This window comes from Streptomyces sp. NPDC050211 (genome assembly GCF_040656035.1).
In the GTDB taxonomy this organism is placed as follows: Bacteria; Actinomycetota; Actinomycetes; order Streptomycetales; family Streptomycetaceae; genus Streptomyces.
This window is the reverse complement of the sequence record NZ_JBFALC010000084.1, coordinates 13620-35844: the sequence shown is the minus strand read 5'-3', so window position 1 is coordinate 35844 and position 22225 is coordinate 13620. Positions and strand designations below refer to the sequence as shown.

19 protein-coding genes and 1 pseudogene are annotated in these 22225 nt (G+C 70.3%); 11 read left to right on the top strand and 9 right to left on the bottom strand.

All coding sequences use genetic code 11. From position 1 onward, the window contains the following. From AB0I98_RS44125 to AB0I98_RS44105, 5 genes and pseudogenes are all read right to left on the bottom strand, one after another. Positions 1-449 (bottom strand): annotated as a pseudogene (locus AB0I98_RS44125) (hypothetical protein); the annotation flags it as partial. A 5-nt stretch (positions 450-454) separates the two neighbouring features. Continuing rightward, positions 455-1339 (bottom strand): MoxR family ATPase, encoded by an 885-nt coding sequence (locus AB0I98_RS44120; protein ID WP_362951722.1) that lies wholly within the window; start codon positions 1337-1339, stop codon positions 455-457. 6 nt (positions 1340-1345) lie between these two features. After that, positions 1346-2200, bottom strand: coding sequence for a xanthine dehydrogenase family protein subunit M (locus AB0I98_RS44115; RefSeq protein WP_362951720.1), 855 nt, complete (start codon positions 2198-2200; stop codon positions 1346-1348). Beyond that, positions 2197-4560 carry a xanthine dehydrogenase family protein molybdopterin-binding subunit gene (locus AB0I98_RS44110; protein WP_362951719.1) on the bottom strand — a complete coding sequence of 788 codons (2364 nt, stop codon included), beginning with the start codon at positions 4558-4560 and terminating at the stop codon, positions 2197-2199. The genes AB0I98_RS44115 and AB0I98_RS44110 overlap by 4 nt, the downstream gene beginning before the upstream one ends. Further along, positions 4557-5027, bottom strand: a complete 471-nt coding sequence (locus AB0I98_RS44105) for a (2Fe-2S)-binding protein (protein WP_362951718.1) — start codon at positions 5025-5027, stop codon at positions 4557-4559. Before AB0I98_RS44105 ends, AB0I98_RS44110 begins: the two co-directional genes overlap by 4 nt. A gap of 266 nt (positions 5028-5293) precedes the next feature. Here AB0I98_RS44105 and AB0I98_RS44100 point away from each other — a divergent pair, with 266 nt between their 5' ends. The 3 genes from AB0I98_RS44100 (at position 5294) to AB0I98_RS44090 (ending at position 9683) form a co-directional block, all read left to right on the top strand. Further along, positions 5294-7264, top strand: coding sequence for a translation factor GTPase family protein (locus AB0I98_RS44100; protein ID WP_362951717.1), 1971 nt, complete (start codon positions 5294-5296; stop codon positions 7262-7264). Between the two features lie 73 nt (positions 7265-7337). After that, the gene (locus AB0I98_RS44095; protein WP_362951716.1) at positions 7338-9197 is read left to right on the top strand and encodes a cellulase family glycosylhydrolase; all 1860 of its coding nucleotides are present in this window, start codon (positions 7338-7340) and stop codon (positions 9195-9197) included. 120 nt (positions 9198-9317) lie between these two features. Beyond that, positions 9318-9683, top strand: a complete 366-nt coding sequence (locus AB0I98_RS44090; RefSeq protein ID WP_362951715.1) for a hypothetical protein — start codon at positions 9318-9320, stop codon at positions 9681-9683. An 11-nt stretch (positions 9684-9694) separates the two neighbouring features. Here AB0I98_RS44090 and AB0I98_RS44085 read toward each other — a convergent pair whose 3' ends face one another. Next, entirely contained in the window at positions 9695-10951 is a 1257-nt protein-coding gene (locus AB0I98_RS44085) for a YncE family protein (RefSeq protein WP_362951714.1), read from the bottom strand. 185 nt (positions 10952-11136) lie between these two features. Here AB0I98_RS44085 and AB0I98_RS44080 point away from each other — a divergent pair, with 185 nt between their 5' ends. After that, positions 11137-11793: a TetR/AcrR family transcriptional regulator gene (locus tag AB0I98_RS44080; RefSeq protein ID WP_362951713.1), complete on the top strand. Its 657-nt coding sequence runs from the start codon at positions 11137-11139 to the stop codon at positions 11791-11793. Positions 11794-11964: 171 nt separating this feature from the next. Beyond that, the gene (locus AB0I98_RS44075) at positions 11965-13911 is read left to right on the top strand and encodes a ricin-type beta-trefoil lectin domain protein (RefSeq protein ID WP_362951712.1); all 1947 of its coding nucleotides are present in this window, start codon (positions 11965-11967) and stop codon (positions 13909-13911) included. 45 nt (positions 13912-13956) lie between these two features. Here AB0I98_RS44075 and AB0I98_RS44070 read toward each other — a convergent pair whose 3' ends face one another. Beyond that, positions 13957-14310 carry a nuclear transport factor 2 family protein gene (locus tag AB0I98_RS44070; protein ID WP_362951711.1) on the bottom strand — a complete coding sequence of 118 codons (354 nt, stop codon included), beginning with the start codon at positions 14308-14310 and terminating at the stop codon, positions 13957-13959. 192 nt (positions 14311-14502) lie between these two features. Between AB0I98_RS44070 and AB0I98_RS44065 the strand changes: the two genes are divergently transcribed. Continuing rightward, positions 14503-15963 (top strand): aldehyde dehydrogenase family protein, encoded by a 1461-nt coding sequence (locus AB0I98_RS44065; protein ID WP_362951710.1) that lies wholly within the window; start codon positions 14503-14505, stop codon positions 15961-15963. A 9-nt stretch (positions 15964-15972) separates the two neighbouring features. Here AB0I98_RS44065 and AB0I98_RS44060 read toward each other — a convergent pair whose 3' ends face one another. Further along, positions 15973-17727, bottom strand: a complete 1755-nt coding sequence (locus AB0I98_RS44060) for an ABC transporter ATP-binding protein (RefSeq protein ID WP_362951709.1) — start codon at positions 17725-17727, stop codon at positions 15973-15975. Between the two features lie 124 nt (positions 17728-17851). Here AB0I98_RS44060 and AB0I98_RS44055 point away from each other — a divergent pair, with 124 nt between their 5' ends. From AB0I98_RS44055 to AB0I98_RS44035, 5 genes are all read left to right on the top strand, one after another. After that, positions 17852-18139 (top strand): metal-sensitive transcriptional regulator, encoded by a 288-nt coding sequence (locus AB0I98_RS44055; RefSeq protein WP_362951708.1) that lies wholly within the window; start codon positions 17852-17854, stop codon positions 18137-18139. Positions 18140-18231: 92 nt separating this feature from the next. After that, complete coding sequence (locus AB0I98_RS44050; RefSeq protein WP_362951707.1) at positions 18232-19320, top strand: S-(hydroxymethyl)mycothiol dehydrogenase; 1089 nt, start codon at positions 18232-18234, stop codon at positions 19318-19320. Then, positions 19320-19949: an MBL fold metallo-hydrolase gene (locus AB0I98_RS44045; RefSeq protein ID WP_362951706.1), complete on the top strand. Its 630-nt coding sequence runs from the start codon at positions 19320-19322 to the stop codon at positions 19947-19949. Before AB0I98_RS44050 ends, AB0I98_RS44045 begins: the two co-directional genes overlap by 1 nt. After that, on the top strand, positions 19939-20337 hold the full coding sequence (locus tag AB0I98_RS44040; RefSeq protein WP_362951705.1) for a DUF4180 domain-containing protein: 399 nt from the start codon (positions 19939-19941) through the stop codon (positions 20335-20337). Before AB0I98_RS44045 ends, AB0I98_RS44040 begins: the two co-directional genes overlap by 11 nt. A 102-nt stretch (positions 20338-20439) precedes the next feature. Next, positions 20440-21354 carry an SDR family oxidoreductase gene (locus AB0I98_RS44035; RefSeq protein WP_362951704.1) on the top strand — a complete coding sequence of 305 codons (915 nt, stop codon included), beginning with the start codon at positions 20440-20442 and terminating at the stop codon, positions 21352-21354. Between the two features lie 69 nt (positions 21355-21423). On the opposite strand, the gene AB0I98_RS44030 is transcribed toward AB0I98_RS44035, so the two are convergent. After that, the gene (locus AB0I98_RS44030) at positions 21424-22056 is read right to left on the bottom strand and encodes a DUF2461 family protein (RefSeq protein WP_362951703.1); all 633 of its coding nucleotides are present in this window, start codon (positions 22054-22056) and stop codon (positions 21424-21426) included. Positions 22057-22225 lie beyond the last annotated feature (169 nt).

Here is a 22225-nt window from a genome sequence, read left to right as displayed (position 1 = left end):
GCCTCGCCCCGCAGCGCGAACGCGGCCAGCAGCCGGCGCACCTGCTCGCGTTCGACGGCGTCCAGCTCGGCCACGTCGCGGTGCCGGAGGACCTCGGCGGGGCTGGCCAGGGCGGCGGCGGGCGGTCCCTGCCGATCTCCTTCGTGGTGGCCCCCGGCGTGCGCGTCCCGTACGACCAGGCGCAGCCGGGGCCGCTCAGTGGCCCGTACCGCCTCCGTGGCGGGCGAGCCGGAGCCGAAGTACGCGGCGAACACCCGCTCGTACCGCTCCAGATCGTCCCGGCCCCCGCACAGCGTCAGCCGCCCCGCCCAGTACACGTCCGCCCGCACCTCCGGGCGCAGCAGGTCCACCGCGCTCAGGAACGCGTGCAGCCGTTCCGTGCTCGCGTCGACGCCGGCCGCCCGCAGCGCACGGGCGAAACCGAGGAGCGCGGCGTCCGCGGCGAGCACGCTCCTCACGCCCCTCGCACGGCGAGCACCGCCGCCAGATCCAGCCCCCGCGCCCGCTCGGCGTCCTCCCGGTACTTCAGCACCGAGCCCAGCGTCGCGACCGCCAGCTCCGCGTCCACCTCGGTCGCGCCGAGCGCGTCGAGGGCCTGCGCCCAGTCGATCGTCTCGGCGACCCCGGGCGGCTTGAGCAGGTCCTCGCCGCGCAGCGCCTGGACAAGTGCGGTCACCTGCTCGGCCAGGCGTGCCGACACGCCGGGCAACCGCCGCCGCACGATGGCCAGTTCGCGGGCGAAGCCGGGGTGGTCGAACCAGTGGTAGAGGCAGCGGCGCTTGAGGGCGTCGTGCACCTCGCGGGTGCGGTTGGAGGTCAGGACGACGACCGGCGGCTGCTCGGCCCGCAGCGTGCCCAGTTCGGGGATCGTGACGGAGAACTCGGACAGCAGCTCCAGCAGGAACGCCTCGAACTCGTCGTCCGCGCGGTCGATCTCGTCGACCAGCAGTACCGACGGATGCGTCTCCAGGGCACGCAGCAGCGGCCGGGCGATCAGGAACCGCCGGTCGTACAGCTCGCCCTCCAGCCGGTCGGCGTCGGTGACCCCGGCCGCCTCCGCCGCCCGCAGATGCAGCAGCTGGCGCGGGAAGTCCCAGTCGTACAGGGCCTGGGAGGCGTCGATGCCCTCGTGGCACTGCAACCGGATCAGCGGGGCGTCCAGCGCCTCGGCGAGCGCGGACGCGAGCGCGGTCTTGCCGACGCCCGCGTCGCCCTCGCAGAACAGCGGCCGGTGCAGGCGCAGGGCCAGGAAGCAGGCGACGGCCAGACCCTCGTCGACGAGGTACCCCGTCTCCTCCAGCCGGGCCCGCACCTGCTCCGGCCCGTCGATGTGCGTGATCGGCCCTCACCCCATTCCGGCGGCGGCCAGCACCGCCCGCTTGGTGAGCACCCGCGCGAGATGCGCCCGGTACTCCGGCGACGCGGACGTGTCCTGCGACGGCCGGGTGCCCTCCGCCGCCGACTGGGCGGCCCGCGCCACGTCCTGCGCGTCACCGGCCCCCGACAGGGCGTCCTCGGTCGCGGACGCGCGCAGGGCTGTAGAGCCCATGTTGGTCAGGCCCACGCGCGCCTCGGTGATCTGCCCGTTGTCGCGCCGCACCAGCGCGGCCACGCCGACGATCGGCCAGGACTGTGCCACCCGGTGGAACTTCTCGTAGTGGAAACCCCAGCCGTCGGTCTTCGGGATCCGCACCTCGACCAGGAGCTCGTCCGGTTCCAGCGCGGTCTGCAGATAGTCGACGAAGAACTCGCGCGCCGGGATGGTGCGCCGCCCCCGCGGACCCTGGGCCACCAGCTCGCCGTCCAGCGCCAGCACCGCGGCGGGCGGATCCCCGGCTGGGTCCGCGTGCGCGAGGGAGCCGCCGAGGGTGCCCCGGTGGCGTACGGCGGGATCCGCGACCGTGGCGGTGGCCGTCGCCAGCAGTCCCGCGTGGCGGCGGACGAGCGGGTCGTGGATGACGTCGTGGTGGGTGGTCATCGCGCCGATGACGAGGGTGTTCCCGTCCTCGCGCACCCCGCGCAGCTCGGGGATGCGGCCGACGTCGACGACCAGTTCGGGGAAGGCCAGCCTGAGCCGCAGCAGTTGCAGCAGGCTCTGCCCGCCGGCCAGCACCTTCGCGTCCTCGCCCGCGTCGGCGAGCGTCCGCACCGCCTCCTCGACGCTGCTCGGCCGGGCGTAGTCGAATGCCGGGGGGATCATCGCGCCGCCTCCTCGATCGCTTCCCACACCCGCTGCGGGGTGCAGGGCATCCGCACGTCGGCCACGCCCAGCGGGCGCAGTGCGTCGACGACCGCGTTGACGACGGCCGGCGTCGAGGCGATCGTCCCCGCCTCACCGACTCCCTTGACCCCCAAGGGATTCAGGGTCGACGGCGTCTCCGTCCGGTCAGTCACGAAGTCCGGCAGGTCCGCCGCCGACGGCACCAGGTAGTCGGCCATCGTGCCGGAGACCAGGTTGCCCTCGTCGTCGTAGACCGCCTCCTCGTACAGCGCCTGCGCGATGCCCTGGGCGATACCGCCGTGCACCTGGCCCTCGACGATCATCGGGTTGATGACCTTGCCGACGTCGTCGACACAGACGTACGACCTGATCCGGGTCTGCCCGGTCTCCGTGTCGACCTCGACCGCGCACAGATGGGTGCCGTGCGGGTAGGAGAAGTTCTCCGGGTCGACGAGATGCTCGGCGTTGATGGTGGGCTCCATGCCGTCGGGCAGGTCGTGCGAGGAGAACGTCTCGAAGGCGACCTCCTGGATGGTCTTGCGGGCCTCGGGTGAGCCCTTCACCGAGAAGACGCCGTTGGTGAACTCCAGGTCGTTCTCGCTTGCTTCGAGCAGATGCGCGGCGACCTTGCGGGCCTTGGCGACCACCTTCTCGGCCGCGTGGTGGACGGCGATCCCGCCGACGACCAGCGACCGCGACCCGTAGGTGTCCATGCCCTGCGGGACGGCCCTGGTGTCGCCGTGCACCACCTCGACGTCCTCGAACGGCACGCCCAGCGCGTCGGCGGCGATCTGGCTCCAGCAGGTCACATGCCCCTGCCCGTGCGGGCTGGTGCCGGTGACGACCTCGACCTTGCCGGTCGGCAGCATGCGGATGGTCGCCGCCTCCCAGCCGCCGGCCGCGTACCTGAGGTCCCTGAGCACCCGGCTCGGCGCGAGCCCGCACATCTCGGTGTAGGTCGACACGCCGATGCCGAGGCGTACGGTGTCGCCGCGCTCGTTGCGGTCCGCCTGCTCGGCGCGCAGCTTGTCGTAGCCGAACAGGTCGAGTGCCTTCTCCGTGGCGGCCTCGTAGTTGCCGCTGTCGTAGGTGAGCCCGGCGACGGAGGTGTACGGGAACTCCTCGTGCCGGATCCAGTTGCGGCGCCGCAACTCGATGGGATCCAGGCCGAGTTCGACGGCCAGATCGTCCATGATCCGCTCGATGGCGAAGGTCGCCTCGGGCCGGCCCGCGCCCCGGTAGGCGTCGGTGGGCGTGCGGGTGGTGAAGACGCCCGTGCACGTGAAGTCGTAGGCGTCCATCTTGTAGATCCCCGGATACATGAAGGCGCCCAGCAGCGGAGTGCCCGGGGTGATGATCATCAGGTAGGCGCCCATGTCGGCCAGCAGGTCGACCTTCAGGCCGAGCAGCTTGCCGTCGCGGGTGGCGGCGATCTCGATGTCCTGGATCTGGCCGCGGCCGTGGTGGGTGGCCTGGTAGTTCTCGGAGCGGGACTCGGTCCACTTCACCGGCCGGCCCAGCTTGCGCGCCACGGCGAGCCCGAGGGCCTCCTCGCCGTACACCTGGAGCTTGGAGCCGAAGCCGCCGCCCACGTCGGGTGCGATGACCCGGAGCTTCTGCTCGGGGATGCCGGTGACCATGGCCAGCAGTACCCGTGCGATGTGCGGGACCTGGGTGGAGGAGTACAGGGTGTACTCGCCGGAGGCCGCGAGCGGGGTGACGACGACCGCGCGGGGCTCCATCGCGTTGGGGATCAGGCGCTGCTGGATGTAGCGCCGCTTCAGGACGAGGTCGGCGCGCTCGCGTACGGCGTCGAAGCTCTCGCCGGTGGCGAGCGGCCAGACGTAGCAGCGGTTGGTGCCCTTGTCGGAGTGGACCAGCGGGGCGCCCTCGGCGAGCGCGTCCTCCAGGTCGAGCACCGGGGGCAGCGGCGTGTAGTCGACCTCGATCGCCTCCAGCGCGTCCGCCGCCGTGTAGCGGTCCCGTGCCACGACGACCGCGATCGGGTCGCCCGCGTACCGCACTTCGTCGACCGCCACCGCCGGATGGTCCGGCATGACGATGTCCTCGGTCACCGGCCATACGCACGGCATCGAAGCCATGCCGTCGGCGAGGTCGCGCCCGGTGAAGGCGGCGATGACGCCCGGCCGGTCGAGGGCCGCGGAGACGTCGACGCGGTCGAGGCGGGCGTGCGCCATGGGGCTGCGCAGGATCGCCAGGTGCAGCAGACCGCTGACCTGGATGTTGTCGGTCCAGTTGGTCTGGCCCGTGATCAGGTGGGCGTCTTCCTTGCGGGCACGGGAGCGGCCGACTTCGGGTCCGGCCATCTGGTCGGTCATGCCGGAACCTCCTGCCCGGAGGCGGCGAGCACCGCGCGCACGATGTTCTGGTAGCCGGTGCACCGGCAGAGGTTGCCCTCCAGGGCCTGGCGTACGTCGTCCGGGCTGGGGTGCGGGTTCTCCCGCAGCAGATCCCGGGCCGCCATGATCATGCCCGGGGTGCAGTAGCCGCACTGCAGTCCGTGCTGCTCGTGGAACGCCTTCTGCAGCCCGGTCCACTCGCCGTCCCGGGCGAGCCCCTGGACCGTGGTCACTTCGCTCCCGTCCGCCTGGACGGCAAGGACCGAGCAGCTCTTGACGCTCTCCCCGTCCAACTCGACCGTGCAGGCCCCGCAGTTGGAGGTGTCGCAGCCGATCGGGGTGCCGGTCAGACCGAGGCGGTCGCGCAGGTAGTGGATCAGCAGAAGACGGGGCTCGACCTCGTCCTCGTACGTCGTGCCGTCCACGTTCACCGAGATGTGGGTCATGTGCCCTCCAGGCCGTGCGGCGGAAGCGAGGGAAATCAGCGACGAAACGTGATGCAGGTCACTCGATGTACGTCACTCTATGACCGCGTCCTGACGGCGGCGAGTGCTGCGACGGGCTTCGTTGACGGTTAATCGATTGCTGCGGCGCGCCCGGTTCTGCTGCACTGCTGGGGACATACGACGTCACACACGAGGAGCACAGATGCGCACTGCGTGCATGTCCACCCAGGAAGGAATCCCTCCGATGACCAAGGACATGACGCTCAGTGCACCTGCTCAATCTCGGAATTCTCGCGCACGTAGACGCCGGTAAGACCAGCCTGACCGAGCGGCTGCTGTACGCCGCCGGAGTCGTCGACGAGATCGGCAGCGTCGACGCCGGCTCCACGCGGACCGACTCCCTCGCGCTGGAGAAGCAGCGCGGGATCACCATCAAGTCCGCCGTCGTCTCGTTCCCCCTCGACGACGTGACCGTCAACCTCATCGACACCCCCGGCCACCCGGACTTCATCGCCGAGGTCGAGCGGGTCCTCGGCGTGCTCGACGGCGCCGTCCTGGTCGTCTCGGCCGTCGAGGGCGTCCAGCCGCAGACCCGCGTCCTGATGCGCACCCTGCGGCGGCTGCGCATCCCCACGCTGATCTTCGTCAACAAGATCGACCGGCGTGGAGCGGGGTACGACAGGGTGCTGCGAGCGATCGCCGAGCGGCTCACGGCATCGGTCGTACCGATGGGCACGGTCGCCGGGCTCGGCACGCGCGGCGCCTGCGTCGCCCCGGGGCTCGCCCCGGCCGCGATCGACGTCCTCACCGACCACGACGACGACCTGCTGTCGGCCTACGTCGAGGACAAGGTCTCGTACGACCGCCTGCGCACCGCCCTCGCCGACCAGACCCGGCAGACCCTCGTCCACCCCGTCTACTTCGGGTCCGCCATCACGGGCGCGGGCGTGGACGCTCTCATCGCCGGGATCAAGGAGCTGCTGCCCGCAGCCGAGGGCGATCCGGACGGGCCGGTGTCGGGCACCGTCTTCAAGGTCGAGCGGGGACCGGCGGGGGAGAAGATCGCCTACGCGCGGATCTTCTCCGGGACGCTGGCCGTCCGCGACCGCATCCGTTTCGGAGACGGCGACACCGAGGGCAAGATCACCTCGATCAGTGTCTTCGAGGAGGGCGCGGACTCCCGTGACGAGACGGTCCCAGCGGGCCGCATCGCCAAGCTCTGGGGCCTGGACGCCATCCGGATCGGCGACGCGATCGGGGAGCCGCACAAGGCGTACGAGCACTTCTTCGCGCCGCCCACCCTGGAGACCGTCGTCGTCCCGGGCGCGGGCGTGGACAAGCGGTCCCTGCATCTCGCCCTGACCCAACTCGCCGAGCAGGACCCGCTGATCGGCCTCCGGCACGACGAGATCCGGCAGGAGATCTCCGTGTCCCTCTACGGCGAGGTCCAGAAGGAGGTCATCCAGGCCACGCTCGCCGACGACTACGGCCTGGACGTCACCTTCCGGGAGACGTCGACGATCTGCGTCGAGCGTCCTGTGGGCACGGGAGCGGCCGTCGAGTTCATCAAGAAGGACGCCAACCCGTACCTCGCGACGGTAGGCCTGCGCGTCGACCCGGCGCCGACCGGCTCGGGCGTCGCCTTCCGGCTGGAGGTGGAACTCGGCTCCATGCCGTACGCGTTCTTCAAGGCCGTCGAGGACACCGTGCGCGAGACCCTCGGACAGGGCCTCAGCGGCTGGCAGGTCACCGACTGCACGGTCACCATGACCCACTCCGGCTACTGGCCCCGGCAGAGCCACGCCCACCAAGGCTTCGACAAGAGCATGTCGAGCACCGGCGCCGACTTCCGGGGCGTGACGCCACTGGTCCTGATCGAGGCGCTGCGCAGGGCGGGCACCCAGGTGTACGAGCCCATGCACCGCTTCCGCATCGAGACGCCCGTGGACACCCTGGGCGCCCTGCTCCCGGTGCTGGCCGCGCTGCGGGCCGTACCGCAGACCACCGGGACCAGTGGTGGCACCGGCGTTCTGGAGGGTGCCGTTCCCGCGGGCCGGGTACACGAACTGGAGCAGCGGCTGCCGGGGCTCACCCGGGGCGAAGGCGAGCTGGAGAGCGCCTTCGACCACTACGCGCCGGTCACCCGCGGCACGGTCCCGCGGCGTCCGCGCACCGACCACAATCCGCTCAACCGCAAGGAGTACCTGTTGAACGTGACGCGCAGAGTGAGTGGTTGAGCCGGCCGAGACTTAACTTACTCCAGAGTCAGGGGTGTTGACGGTGTCCTGAAATTACCGGACGGTAGTGAACATGCCGAATAAGCGTGCGCGTGTGCTCCTTGTTCTGGTTCTCCTCTGTGGATTCCTGTCGGTGGCGGGCGCCCGCCCCGCCACCGCCGCCTCCGTCCCCGACTCCCTCTGGTTCGACGAATCCCCGCTCACCGTGCAGAACGGCCGCTTCACCGACGGCCACGGCCGCGAGGTCGTGCTGCGTGGCTACAACGTCTCCGGCGAGACCAAGCTGAAGGAGAACAACGGCCTGCCCTTCGCCTCGGTCGCCGACGCGAAGAAGTCCGCGACCGCGCTGAGAGCGCTCGGCGGCGGCAACTCGGTCCGCTTCCTGCTGTCCTGGGCGTACGCCGAGCCCGTGCGCGGCCAGGTGGACCACGCCTACCTGGCTGCCGTCACCGCCCAGATCGGCGCGTTCCTCGACGCCGGGATCCGGGTGTACCCCGACTTCCACCAGGACCTCTACTCCCGCTGGCTCTTCGACTCGGACAGCTGGTACACCGGCGACGGCGCCCCCAAGTGGGCCGTGGACCTAGGTGACTACCCCGACGAGTACTGCGGGATCTGTCCCTTCTGGGGCCAGAACATCACCTCCAACGCGGCCGTGACGGAGGCGACGTACGACTTCTGGCACAACACGTACGGCTTGCAGGACTCGTTCCTCGACACCGCCCAGAAGGCGATGGCGTACCTCAAGCAGAACCTCACCGCCGCCCAGTTCGCGGGCATCGTCGGCTTCGACCCGTACAACGAACCCCATGCCGGCGTCTACGACTCGGGCCAGACCAGCCGGGCCTGGGAGAAGGACGTCCTGTGGCCCTTCTATGGGAAGTTCCGGGCGCGGATGGACGCGGCCGGCTGGCAGGACAAGCCCGCGTTCGTCGAACCGAACCTGTTCTGGAACGCCAACCTCGACTTCCAGAAGCAGGAGGGCGGCCTGCTCGACGCGGGCACGCTCGGGCCGCGCTTCGTCTTCAACACCCACTTCTACGACCAGAAGGCGATCTCCGGCATCTTCATGTGGGGCAAGGCGGCGGACGGACAGTACGCGGGCGACTTCGGCACGGTGCGTGACCGGGCCTCCGCCACGAAGACGCCCGCCATCGTCAGCGAGTTCGGCCACCCGCTGGCCGGCACCGTCTCCGACAAGGCGCCGACGGTCCTCAAGGCGATGTACCAGGCCCTCGACTCCCGGGTGCCGGGGGCGAGTTGGTGGACGAACCCGACCGGCTCCGGTCCCGTCCTCTCCGGCAGCCAGTGGCAGTGGGACATCTACCACGGCCGCCACCACGAGCTGATGAACGACAACCCCGACAAGGTGCAGACCGAGGGCGACGCCTGGAACGACGAGGACCTGTCCGCCGTACGCCTCGACGACTACGGTACGGCCGTCCTGCGCCAGGACACACGGCTTGTCGACCGTGTCTACCCGAGCGCCACCTCCGGCACGACCGTCGCCTTCACCTACGAGGACCGCTCCCGCGACGGCTCCACGACCCTGACCTGGAACCCCGTTCCCAAGTCACTGCCCAACGTGGACCGGTTGGTGGGCTCCGGGCAGTACAGCCTGCTCGTGTGGCGCTCGGGCAGCGGCTCGGCCCCCACCGAACTGCATCTCCCGGCGTCCTTCCCGACCTCGACCACCACTGTCGTCTCCGACCTGGGCACGGCGTACGCCCCGCCCTCATACACGACGTCGACCCCCATCGCCGTGGCCCCCGAACCCGGCGGCACCGGCAGCCGCCGCCTGCTGCTGACGGACTCCGACGCGGGCACCCCGCACTACGCGCTCGTCACCAACGGCGCGACGGATCCCTCGTCGTCCCTGCTGAACGCGGCCAAGGCCGAACTGGCTGCCTGGGCGACCCAGCGCATCGGCTGACAGCCTCCCCTCGCGTCGGGGTCGACCTGGACCCCGACGCGAGGGCAGGTCGCAGCAGGCCCGGCCCGGTCGTCGTAGGATCACCCACCGCTGACGGGCACATCTGCGGGGGAGACGACGTTGCCGAAACCCGATGACCGACGCGCGGCCGTCCCGCGCTTCGCGACCGAACTCGTCGCCTGGGTGGCCACGCCCTGGGCGCTGGCCGGATACTCCTGGCCGCTCGCGGTGCTGTCCGTGGTGGTGCTGATCGGGCTGCCGACCGTCTTCACCACACCGGGGGACAAGACCCACGGGATCGTGCCGGTACCCGGGGTGGTCACGATCCTTCTGGTGCTGCTCCAGCTGGTGGCGGCCGTGGTCTCCGCATGGCTGGCCTGGCCCGTGTGGGCGGCGGTCGCGGTGTCGCTGCTGGCCGCCGCCACGCTGGTCACGGAGCGCCCGCGGTGGCGGTGGCTGGTGTCCGGGCACCGCGCCACCGCCTGAACCGCTCGGCCTCAGCCGGAGGTTCCGGTCCAGTCCGCGGCCACATGCCCCGGCCGCACCCGCTGCGGATGGTCGCCGACCGGGACGGACACCGTCTTCTTGCCGGTGGCGAAGTCGATGGCCGTGACCTGGTCGGTGCCGCTCTCCGACACCACACAGCTCTTGCCGTCGCCGCTGACGGTCGCCCAGTACGGCTTCGAGGCGGTGACCAGCGGGCCCTCCTGGAGGGTGGCGCGGTCGACGACCGTCGCGTAGTCGTCCATCGTGCCCGCGACACACAGCTTGCTGCCGTCGGGACTCATCGAAATCCCGTGGTGGCGCGAGTCGTTGACGAAGGTGGTGCGGTCGTCGCTGGTCGCCGGGTTCTTCGGCAGCGTCTTCGTACGGGTGATCTTGTCCGTCGCGATGTCGTACTCGAAGAAGCCGTTGAAGAACGAGACCTGGAAGTACAGCTTGGACTCGTCGGGCGAGAACACGGCGGGCCGGACGGCGTCGGAGTAGTCCGTGAGGCCGATGGCGTCCAGCCGCTGCCGCATGTCGATGACCTTGACCCGCTCGTACGTGGTCGCGTCGACGACGGTGATGTACCGGTTGCCCTTCGTCCAGTCCAGCCAGGGCGCGTCGGTCGCGGTGTTCACATCGCCGATGCCCATGTTCCAGAGGTACTTGCCGTCCTTGGTGAAGATGTTCTCGTGCGGCTTGTCGGCGGTGGCGGCCGAACCGAGCTGCTTGCCGGTGACGATGTCCAGCACGTGCACGGTGTTGGCGGTGGAGGCGGACACGGCGACGCGCTTGCCGTCGGGGGAGACCGTCATGTGGTCGGAGCGGTAACCCGACACGGGGAAGCGCCAGTTGATGTCACCGGTGGCCAGGTCGATCGAGACCACGTCGGCGAAGCTCGGGCGGGAGACGACCACCGACGAACCGTCCGGCGTGGTGTACATGTCGTCCACGAACTGGTCGTGGCCCTCGCCGACGCTGTTGCGGATGGCCATGAAGTAGATCCACTTGATCGGGTTCGCGTTGATCTCCGCCATCCGTGCGTCCTTGTCGGGGATGACGTTGATCCGGCCGATCTTCGCGAAGTCGCCGGAGGACTTGATGACGTCGGCGGTGCCGTCCCAGTTGTTGCCGACGAACAGCACTTCGCGCAGGGCGGCGGCGTCCGTGGAGGCGGTGGCGGCGGTGGCCGCGGTCGCCGGGGCGGTGACGGTCAGGACGAGGGCGGCGGCCATGGAGCAAAGGTGCCTGGGTCGGATGACCGGCATGGGTGCTCTCTTCTCTGGGGGGGCGGGTGCCATGGGTGGGGCAGGTCAAGACGGGGCGATGAATCTGAACACAACTACTTTCACAGTGGACTTACTGAAAAGTAAGGAGGGGGTGTCCTGTTCGACAAGACCGCGTACACGACAAAATTGATCGACGGGGACAGACGAGGGAACGGGGAGGGTCCGTGACGGGCAGGCTCAGGGCGCCGACCGGCCGGTACAGGGGCAAGTCCGCCGAGGAGCGGCAGGCCGAACGCCGCCGCCGCTTCCTGGACGCCGCGCTGCAGCTCTTCGGCGACACACCCGGCTACCGGGCCACGACCGTGGCCGCGCTCAGCGAGGCCGCCGGGCTCTCCACCCGCCAGTTCTACGAGGAGTTCCGCACCCTCGAGGACGTCCTGGCCGCCCTCCACCTCCAGGTCAACGACTGGGCCGAGGAGGCCGTACTCGCCGCGGTGGCCGCCGCGGCCGACCTGCCGCTCGCCGAACGCGCCACCGCGATCTTCCGCGCCTACGCCGCCAACGTCACCGCCGATCCACGCCGTATCCGCATCACCTTCGTCGAGATCATCGGCGTCAGCCCGCGCCTGGAACACCAGCGCCTGGCCCGCCGCGCCCGCTGGGTCGACCTTGTGTGCGCCGAGGCGGACGCGGCGGTCGCCCGAGGAGAGGCGGCACCCCGCGACTACCGGATCGCGGCGACAGCCTTCATCGGCAGCGTCAACGGCCTGCTCCACGACTGGAGCGCCGGGTGGGTGGACGCCACGCTGGAGGAGGCGGTGGACGAACTGGTCCGACAGCTCCTGGGGATTCTGCGACCGGCGGGGTGGGAGGCGGGGTGACGGACGGGGGGCGGGCCTGCGGGCGCCGATGCGCTTAGCGCGCGTCAGCCACTCAGCCCCGCACGTGTCACATCCGTTGACTTGCACCCCTCGCGGCTCTACTTTCAGCGCGCCGCAACGTTCGGTTAACCGATCCTCGTTCGATATCCCGGCCATCGGCAAAGGAGCCGTATGTTCCGCACCCTCGTCCTGCGTACCGTCGCCTTACTGGCGGCCGTGGCAGCCGTACTCCTCGTCGCCAACCCGAGCGCACCCCTCAAGGCGGCCCCGGCCGCCGTGGCGACCCGTCAGATACCGGTCCCCACCGCCCCGATGGGCTGGGCCTCCTGGAACAGCTTCGCCGCGAAGATCGACTACAACGTGATCAAGCAGCAGGTCGACGCGTTCGTCGCCGCCGGTCTGCCGGCCGCCGGATACAAGTACATCAACATCGACGAAGGCTGGTGGCAGGGCACCCGCGACAGCGCCGGCAACATCACCATCGACGAGGCCGAGTGGCCGGGCGGCATGAAGGCCATCGCCGACTACATCCACAGCAAGGGCCTGAAGGCGGGCATCTACACCGACGCGGGCAAGGACGGCTGCGGCTACTACTTCCCGACGGGCCGCCCCGCCGCGCCGGGCTCGGGCAGTGAGGGCCACTACGAGCAGGACATGCTCCAGTTCTCGAAGTGGGGCTTCGACTTCGTCAAGGTCGACTGGTGCGGCGGTGACGCCGAAGGGCTCGACGCTAAGTCGACGTACCAGGCCATCAGCGACGCGATCGCCAAGGCCACGGCGACCACGGGCCGTCCGCTGACCCTCTCGATCTGCAACTGGGGCAAGCAGAACCCGTGGAACTGGGCGCCGGGCCAGGGCGCGATGTGGCGGACCAACACCGACATCATCTACTGGGGCAACCAGCCCTCCATGCCGAGCCTGTTGGCCAATTACGACACCAACCTGCACCCCACCGCCCAGCACACCGGCTACTACAACGACCCCGACATGCTGATGGTCGGCATGGACGGCTTCACCGCCGCGCAGAACCGCACCCACATGAACCTCTGGGCGATCTCCGGCGCACCGCTCCTCGCCGGCAACAACCTCGCGACGATGACCGCGGAGACCGCGAACATCCTCAAGAACCCCGAGGTCATCGCCGTGGACCAGGACCCGCGCGGCCTCCAGGGCGTCGAGGTCGCCGAGGACACCACGGGAGCGCAGGTCTACGGCAAGGTCCTGTCCGGCACCGGCAACCGCGCCGTCGTCCTCCTCAACCGCACCTCGGCCGCGAAGAACATCACCGTCCGCTGGGCCGACCTCGGCCTGACGAACGCCTCCGCGACCGTCCGTGACCTGTGGGCGCGGCAGAACGTGGGGTCGTACGCCACCGGCTACACGGCCAGTGTCCCGGCGGGCGGCTCGGTGATGCTCAGGGTCACCGGCGGCACGGAGGCGGCGGGCAGCACGTACGATCCTGCCTCCACGGGACGCTTCACCGGCGTGACGGCGGCGAACACGGGCGTGAAGGTCGTGGACGTCTCCTACACCAACAACACCTCCGCGACCCGCACGGCGACCCTCCAGGTCAACGGCCAGACCAGCACCACGGTCGCCTTCCCGCCGACCGGATCCGCCGCGGGCACCGTCTCCGTCCAGGTCTCCCTCTCCAAGGGCTCCGCCAACACGCTCACGTTCACCGGCGGCCCCGCCGTCGAGGGCATCGCGGTCCGCCCCCTGCCCGGCACCGACGGCTCCCTCGTCGTCGGCGCCCAGTCGTCCCGCTGCCTGGACGTCCACGACAACACCATCACCAACGGCATCCAGGCCGAACTGTGGGACTGCAACGGAGGCCGCAACCAGTCCTGGACGTACACCTCCCGCAAGGAACTCGTGGTGTACGGCAACAAGTGCCTCGACGCCTACAACCTGGGCACGACCAACGGCACCAAGGTCGTGATCTGGGACTGCAACGGCCAGGCGAATCAGCAGTGGAACATCAACGGCGACGGGACGATCACCAACGTCCACGCCGGTCTGTGCCTCGACGCCTCCAACGCGGGTACGGCCAACCGCACCCCGCTGGTGCTGTGGTCCTGCGGCACGGGCGCCAATCAGAAGTGGACGCTCACCTAGGGATGGCGTCACCGCCCCGGCCACCGTGACCGGGGCGGTTCCCGCCTACTCGTCCCACGCCTGGATCATGGTCTGCTCGGCGATCTTGCCGTCGCGCAGCGACACCATCGACTCGGAGAGGACCCGGACGCCGTCCGAGTACTCGCAGGACTCGCTGAACGCGACGTCGTCGCCCTGGACGACACACCGCTCCAGCTTGTGCGTCTTGATGTCGCGGCTGTAGACGTCGGCGAGCATCTCGGCGATCTCGTCCCGGCCGTGCAGGACCTTGGGGTGGCTGGGCTGGGTGTTGCGGTCCACGATCCGCAGCTCCGCGTCGTCCGCGTAGAGCGAGAGGAGCGGCTGCTCGGAGTTTCCTTCTATGGCCTGGCGCAGTGTGTTGCTGTCGAACGTGCCCATCGTTGACCTCCTTCGAAGGCCGCGGCCCGACGGGGAGCGGGCCAGGCGAGCCCTCACCTCCGAGGCTCCTCCGCCCCGCCGGGCCCGGCAAGCGCAGCGGCGGCCTGCGACCCTTGACATTGCCGCACCCGGCTCGCAGCATGCGCGGTAGAGTGGATCAACTTTCACACGGCGAACACAAAGGTCGGCACCATGCCCATCACCCGTGAACTGTTCATCGGCGGCAAGGACGTGCCCGCCGCCTCCGGCCGCACCACGGAGGACATCAATCCGTATACGGGGGAGGTGTACGCGACGGTCGCCGCGGCCGGACCCGAGGACGTGCGCCGGGCCGTGGACGCCGCCGACGCGGCGTTCGAGGAGTGGGCGGCGCTCGCGCCCTTCGCGCGACGGGCGATCTTCCTGAAGGCGGCCGACCTGCTGGACGCCCGCGGCGATCAGGTCGCCGAGCTGATGGCGAACGAGGCCGGCGGCACCCGCCCGTGGGCGTACTTCAACGTGGCCCTCGCGGCGAACATGCTGCGCGAGGCCGCGGCCGCCGTCACCGCGCCGCGCGGTGAGGTGCTGAACGCCCAGGCCCAGGGCGCGTTGGGGCTGGCGGTGCGTGAACCGCTGGGCGTGGTCGCCGCGTTCGCGCCGTGGAACGCGCCCGTCATCCTCGGCGTACGGGCCGTCGCGGCGCCGCTCGCGGCGGGCAACACCGTGGTGGTCAAGGCGAGCGAGGACGCGCCGCTGGCCTGCGGGCTGCTGGTCGCCGACGTCCTGCGCGAGGCGGGACTTCCGGACGGCGTGCTGAACGTCGTCACCAACGCCCGTGAGGACGCAGCCGAGATCGCCGAGACGCTGATCGCGGACGCGCGGGTGCGGGGCGTGAACTTCACCGGCTCGACGCCCGTGGGCCGGATCATCGGCGAGCACGCGGCCCGCCATCTCAAGCCCGCCGTCCTGGAGTTGGGCGGCAAGAACGCGGTCATCGTGCTGGACGACGCGGACGTGGACTACGCCGTCAACGCGGCCGTCTTCAGCGTGTTCATGAACGCCGGACAGATCTGCATGTCCGGCGACCGCATCCTGGTCCACGAGTCGCTCGCCGAGGAGTTCACCGAGCGCTTCACCACGAAGGTCGCCTCCCTGCAGTCCGGTGACCCGGGTGACCCGCACACCGTGGTCGGCCCGCTGGTGGCCGCGTCGTCCGCGCAGCGCGTGGCCGGGCTGGTACGGGACGCCGTGGCCAAGGGGGCCAAGGTCCTCGTCGGCGGCGGAGAGCCGGAGGGAGCGGTGCACCCGGCGACCGTCCTCACCGAGGTGCCGAAGGATGCCGACCTGTACCACGCCGAGGCCTTCGGGCCGGTGTGCGTGGTCGAGTCGTTCGCCGACGACGCCACCGCCATCACCCTCGCCAACGACACCGAGAACGGCCTGACCTGCGGCATCATCACCGAGAACGCCACCCACGGGCTGGCCGTCGCCCGCCGGATCCGGACCGGGATCGTGCACGTCAACGACCAGTCGGTGGCCGACGAACCGCACGCCCCGTTCGGCGGTGCCAAGGCCTCCGGCTACGGGCGCTTCGGCGGTCGCTGGGGCATCGAGGCCTTCTCCAACACCCGCTGGGTGACCATCGCCACCCAGCAGGCGCACTACCCCTTCTGACCGGACCGGTCAGCCGGCCGTCGCCAGGAACTGCGTGGCCGCCAGCTCCGCGTACAGCGGGTCGGCGGCCACGAGTTCGCGGTGCGTGCCCACCGCGCGCACTTTGCCGGCGTCCATGACGACGATCCGGTCGGCCATCGTCACCGTCGACAGCCGGTGGGCGACCACCAGCACCGTCGTCGTACGGGCGACATCGGCGACGGTGTCCCGCAGCGCCGCCTCGTTCACCGCGTCCAGCTGCGACGTCGCCTCGTCCAGGAGCAGCAGCCGGGGGCGGCGCAGCAGGGCACGGGCGATGGCGACCCGTTGACGTTCACCGCCGGACAGCTTGGTGCCGCGATGCCCGACGAGCGTTTCCAGGCCGTTGGGCAGCTTGTCCACCATGCCGTCCAGACGCGTCGTCTTCAGTACCCGCGCGAGGGCGGCGTCGTCCGCGTCCGGGTTGCCCAGCAGCAGATTCTCCCGCAGCGAGCCCGACAGGACCGGCGCGTCCTGCTCGACGTAGCCGATCGCGGACCGCAGCTGGGGCAGGTCCCAGTCCGCCAGATCCCGGCCGTCGACGGTGATCACGCCGGACTCGGGGTCGTAGAACCGCTCGATGAGCGAGAAGACGGTGGTCTTGCCGGCGCCGGACGGGCCGACGAACGCCGTCATGCCCTGCGCGGGCACCTCGAACGTCACGCCATGGTGGACGTACGGCAGGTCGTCGGCGTACCGGAAGCGGACGTCGGTGAAGGCGAGCGCGGCCGGCTGTGTGCCGGGCGAGGGCAGCGGGGCGGGCAGGGCGGCCGGTTCGGCGGGCAGGGCCAGCGCCTCCTGGATACGGGCGAGGGCCGCGGCGCCCGTCTGGTACTGGGTGATCGCGCCGACGACCTGCTGGATCGGCGACATCAGATAGAAGACGTAGAGCAGGAACGCCACCAAGGTGCCGACGTCGACCGCGCCGGTCGCGACCCGCGCCCCGCCCACCGCGAGGACGGTGATGAACGCGATCTGCATCGCGAGACCGGCCGTATTGCCCGCCGCCGCCGACCACTTGGCGGCCCGCACGCTCTGCCGCCAGGACTCCTCGGCCGCCGAGTGCAGCGTCTGCTCCTCGCGGTGCTCCGCGCCGGACGCCTTCACCGTGCGCAGCGCGCCGAGGATCCGCTCCAGCGAGGCGCCCATGACGCCGACCGCGTCCTGCGCCTGCTTGCTCGCCCGGTTGATGCGCGGCACGATCACGCCGAGGATCGTGCCCGCGCCGAAGATCACGGCCACGGTGACACCGAGCAGGACCGGATCGACCAGGCCCATCATCACGATCGTCGCGACGAGCGTGAGCCCGCCCGTGCCCAGGCCCACCAGCGAGTCGGTGGTGACCTCACGCAGCAAGGTGGTGTCGGAGGTGATCCGGGCCATCAGGTCGCCCGGCTCGCTGCGGTCCACGGCGGCGATCCGCAGCCGCAGCAGATACGACGACAGCGCGCGCCGCGCGCCGAGCACCACCGACTCGGCGGTGCGCCGCAGCACATACCCGCCCAGCGCGCCCACCGCCGCGTTGGCGACCACCAGACCCGACATGACGAGGAGCGCGCCGGTGATGGTCCGGTCGTGCGAGAGGTCGTCGATCAACTCCCGTGCCACCAGCGGCAGCAGCAGCCCGGTGGCGCCGGTGACGAGGGAGAGCACGGCACCCGCCAGCAGGGCCCAGCGATGGGGTCTGACGTAACCGAGAAGGAGCCGCCACGTGGGCGTACTGCTCTTCGTCGCTGCGATGCTCACGGCGCTCCTTGGGAGTCGGGCGGAGTACTCAGGCTACGGCCCGGATGACCGGATCCGAACGGGTTTCCGGGGCGGCGCGGGCCCTGAGGTAAAATACCCCTAAGGGTATGCAGAGGGAGTGATCGTGGAGCTGCAGTTCGAGGGTGACGAGCTCAAGTCGGTGCTGAACCGGCTGAGGCGGGCGCAGGGGCAGATCTCCGGAGTGATCAAGATGATCGAGGAGGGCCGTGACTGCGAGGACGTCGTCACCCAGCTCGCCGCGGCATCGCGCGCACTCGACCGGGCCGGATTCGCGATCATCGCGACCGGCCTGCAGCAGTGCCTCACCAATCCGGCCCAGGGGGAGCGCGACGGCGAGAGCCCGGAGCAGATGAAGGCCCGGCTGGAGAAGCTGTTCCTGTCGCTCGCGTAGAGGTGCCTGTGACTTGATCCGGCGGGTGACGTTACTGATCAGTCGCACGTAGTGTCGACTGGCCAGGACATCGTTGGTGAAAGGGGCCCACCATGGCGCAGGAAGTACGCGGCGTGATCGCACCGGGCAAGGACGAGCCCGTCCGGGTGGAGACGATCGTCGTGCCCGACCCGGGGCCGGGAGAAGCCGTCGTCCAGGTCCAGGCCTGCGGGGTCTGCCACACCGACCTGCACTACAAGCAGGGCGGCATCAACGACGAGTTCCCCTTCCTGCTGGGCCATGAGGCCGCCGGTGTCGTGGAGGCGGTCGGCGACGGCGTCACGGACGTCGCACCCGGCGACTTCGTGATCCTCAACTGGCGTGCGGTGTGCGGCCAGTGCCGGGCCTGTCTGCGCGGCCGGCCCTGGTACTGCTTCGACACCCACAACGCCGGCCAGAAGATGACCCTCGCCTCGACCGGCCAGGAGCTGTCCCCGGCCCTCGGTATCGGCGCCTTCGCCGAGAAGACGCTCGTCGCCGCCGGACAGTGCACCAAGGTCGACCCGGCGGTCTCGGCGGCCGTGGCCGGGCTGCTCGGCTGTGGAGTGATGGCGGGCATCGGCGCCGCCATCAACACCGGCAACGTCGGCCGTGGCGACACGGTCGCGGTCATCGGCTGCGGCGGCGTCGGGGACGCGGCGATCGCCGGTTCGAGCCTGGCAGGCGCCGCGAAGATCATCGCGGTCGACATCGACGACCGGAAGCTGGAGAAGGCCCGCTCCATGGGCGCCACCCACACGGTCAACTCCAAGGAGACCGACCCGGTCGAGGCGATCCGCGAGCTGACCGGCGGCTTCGGCGCCGACGTCGTCATCGAGGCGGTCGGCCGCCCGGAGACGTACCAGCAGGCCTTCTACGCCCGCGATCTCGCCGGCACGGTCGTCCTCGTCGGCGTCCCCACCCCCGAGATGAAGCTCGAACTGCCGCTGCTGGACGTCTTCGGACGCGGCGGCGCGCTCAAGTCCTCCTGGTACGGCGACTGTCTGCCCTCCCGCGACTTCCCCATGCTGATCGATCTGCATCTGCAGGGCCGCCTGGACCTGGACGCGTTCGTGACCGAGACGATCCAACTCGACGAGGTGGAGAAGGCGTTCGAGCGGATGCACCACGGCGACGTCCTGCGCTCGGTGGTGGTGCTCTGATGGCCGCCCGCATCGAACGCCTCGTCACCTCAGGGCAGTTCACCCTCGACGGCGGCACCTGGGACGTCGACAACAACGTGTGGATCGTCGGCGACGACCACGAAGCCATCGTCATCGACGCCGCCCATGACGCCGACGCCATCGCCGAGGCCGTCGGCGACCGCCGGCTGACCGCCATCGTGTGCACCCACGCCCACAACGACCACATCGACGCCGCGCCCGCCCTCGCCGACCGCACCGGAGCCACCATCTGGCTGCACCCCGACGATCTGCCGCTGTGGAAGCTCACCCACCCGGACCGCGACCCCGACGCCCATCTCGCCGACGGCCAGGTGATCGAGGCCGCGGGCGCCGACCTGACCGTGCTGCACACCCCCGGGCACGCGCCCGGCGCGGTCTGCCTCTACGACCGGGGCCTCGGCACCGTCTTCACCGGCGACACCCTCTTCCAGGGCGGCCCGGGTGCCACCGGCCGCTCCTACTCCCACTTCCCGACGATCGTCACCTCGATCCGGGACCGCCTGCTCACCCTGCCGCCGGAGACGAAGGTCCTCACCGGACACGGCGACTCGACGACCATCGGGGCGGAGTCGCCCCACCTGGAGGAATGGATCACCCGTGGCCACTGACGCCGACGTCCTGCCGCCTGCCGACGAGATCGTGACCCTGCACGGCGTCACCCTCCTGCGCTGCGCCCCCGACGGCCCACCGCTCGACGGCGAGCGCGCGGCGCTGGACCTCATCGGCGACGCCGGGTGGCGCGAGGCGGAACTGGTCGCGGTGCCCGCGGAGCGAGTGCCGGACGAGTTCTTCCAGCTGCGCTCGGGGATCGCGGGTGCGATCGTGCAGAAGTTCGCCCAGTACCGGCTGCGCCTGGCCGTCGTCGGGGACATCTCACAGCACGTCGCCGACAGCCAGGCCCTGCGGGACTTCGTGTACGAGAGCAATCAGGGCAACCAGCTCTGGTTCCTGCCCGGCTACGACGAGTTGGACGAGCGGCTGCGCCCGACCGGCTGAGCGCCTGAAAACCCGGCCGGATGAGAGCCTGAAAAACACGACAGAAGATGTCCGGCTTACCCGTCACCCTCGTATCAGAGACGGTCACACGGGAGGCAGGACATGTCACAGCCACTGCAGGGCAAGGTCGCGCTGGTCGCCGGGGCGTCACGGGGAGCCGGACGCGGTATCGCCGTGGAACTCGGGGCGGCCGGCGCGACCGTCTACGTCACCGGCCGCACCACCCGCGAAAAGCGCTCGGAGTACGACCGCCCGGAGACCATCGAGGACACCGCCGACCTGGTCACCGAGGCCGGCGGCCACGGAATCGCCGTACCCACCGACCACCTCGACCCGGCACAGGTCCGCACCCTCGTGGACCGCGTCGCCGACGAGCAGGGCCGCCTCGACATCCTGGTCAACGACATCTGGGGCGGCGAGAAGCTCTTCGAGTGGGACAGCACGCTCTGGGAGCACGACCTCGACAACGGTCTCAGGCTGCTCCGACTCGCCGTCGAAACACACGCGATCACCAGCCACCACGCCCTGCCGCTGCTACTGCGCCACCCCGGCGGCCTGGTCGTCGAGATGACCGACGGCACCGCCGAGTACAACCGCGACAACTACCGCGTCAACTTCTTCTACGACCTCGCCAAGTCGTCCGTCCTGCGCATGGCTTTCGCCCTCGGCCACGAACTCGGCCCGCGCGGCGCCACCGCGGTGGCCCTCACCCCGGGCTGGCTGCGCTCGGAGATGATGCTCGACCACTACGAGGTACGCGAGGAGAACTGGCGCGACGCCCTGGAGATCGTGCCCCACTTCGCCATCTCGGAGACCCCGCGCTACGTCGGCCGCGCCGTCGCCGCCCTCGCCGCCGACCCCGACGTCGCCCGCTTCAACGGCGAGTCCCTCTCCAGCGGCGGCCTCGCCCAGGTCTACGGCTTCACCGACCTCGACGGCAGCCGCCCGGACGCCTGGCGGTACCTGGTGGAGGTGCAGGACGCGGGGAAACCGGCGGACGTGACCGGATATCGGTGAGGGTTCCGGCCACCGGTGAGATCAGGCGCCGCTCGCCGGTGGCCCCCGGCGCACTGGGCCCTTGTGAGGTCAGGCGGCGCGCTTCACGTGGCGGACCAGCCACATCAGAAGGGCGTCCAGGTCGGCGGCGGCCGAGAGGACCCGGTCCACCGCCTCGGGGGTGTGCAGCCACTCCTCGCAGCCGAGGGGACGGGCGGCGATCAGCGAACGGTGGCGCAGCAGGTCCGCACGGGAGTGATCCGTCGGATAGCCGCGCGGGGGGCGTTTCATCACGTCCCCGGAGATGTCGTAGCCCTTCTTCCGTACGTCCTCGACGATGCCGGACAGTTCACGGCCGCTCCTCTCGGAGGCCACGGCTTTGCGGAACGTGTCCACCTGGCCGGGATCGGGGTACCACCAGGCGCCCTGGATCCGCAGGCCGTCCAGCGAGAACCGAAGACCGATCTCGATCTTGCGGCCGAGCCGGATCACCGCGACCTGGTTCTGCCACCACCAGGAGTCGGTGCGGTAGTGCCAGACCGAGAAGTCCTCGTACCGGGGGTCGGCGTCCGCGACCTCGTTGAGCAGGGCGATCATCGGCTGCCGGACCAGGCGTTCGCGCTCCGCGCGGCAGCGCTCACGGATCGCGTGGGCCGGTTCGCCCTGGAGCTGCCACAACACGTCCATGGCCTGCTCCGGCCAGCCGGTGAACTGTCCGCGCATGCGCGGAGGATAGCTCACCGATGATCCGCGCCCGGGGCTGTATCGATATGTGGCTCCGCGGCGTGGGCGCGACCAGGCGCCACCGGCCCGCGGCAAAAACGAGGCGCATTTCCCAGCTGAGCGCTTAGTACTGCAACGGTCTTTGGCGTGACTGGTTGCCAGGCTGGTC